Origin of the sequence: Mesorhizobium sp. M2A.F.Ca.ET.037.01.1.1 (genome assembly GCF_003998075.1) — a bacterium.
GTDB lineage: Bacteria > Pseudomonadota > Alphaproteobacteria > Rhizobiales > Rhizobiaceae > Mesorhizobium.
Genome location: NZ_RZSA01001883.1, coordinates 1 through 381 on the forward strand (window position 1 = coordinate 1; position 381 = coordinate 381).

The following is a 381-nucleotide window of genomic DNA, read 5'->3' on the forward strand; positions in this document are numbered from 1 at the left end:
GTGCTGGTGGTCGTGATCATGCGCATGGCCGTGGGCATGGTCGTGATGATCGTGCCCATGATGGTCATGGTCGTCCGGCTCGCACCAGGGCGCGTTCTCTTCCCAGGCCTCGTGGAAGCGCCGTGCCTTGAGAAGGTTTTCCGGCCGCAGTGTCTCTTTTGTCTCGCCCCAGGCAACAGGCTGGCGGGCAAGCAGCAAGGTCTCGGGGAAATTCTGTCGCACGAGATCGAGATCGTGGACGACGACCATGATCGTGCGCTCCTCGCCATGCCAGCGCTTGATGAGCTGGATCAGGTCGCCGACGGTCTTGGCGTCGACGGCGTTGAACGGCTCGTCGAGCAGGATGAGGTCGGCATCCTGCAACAGCACGCGAGCAAACAG

1 pseudogene is annotated in these 381 nt (G+C 62.5%); it reads right to left on the bottom strand.

The window, feature by feature from the left end:
* Nucleotides 1-381, bottom strand: a pseudogene (locus EOA27_RS40295) (ABC transporter); the annotation flags it as partial.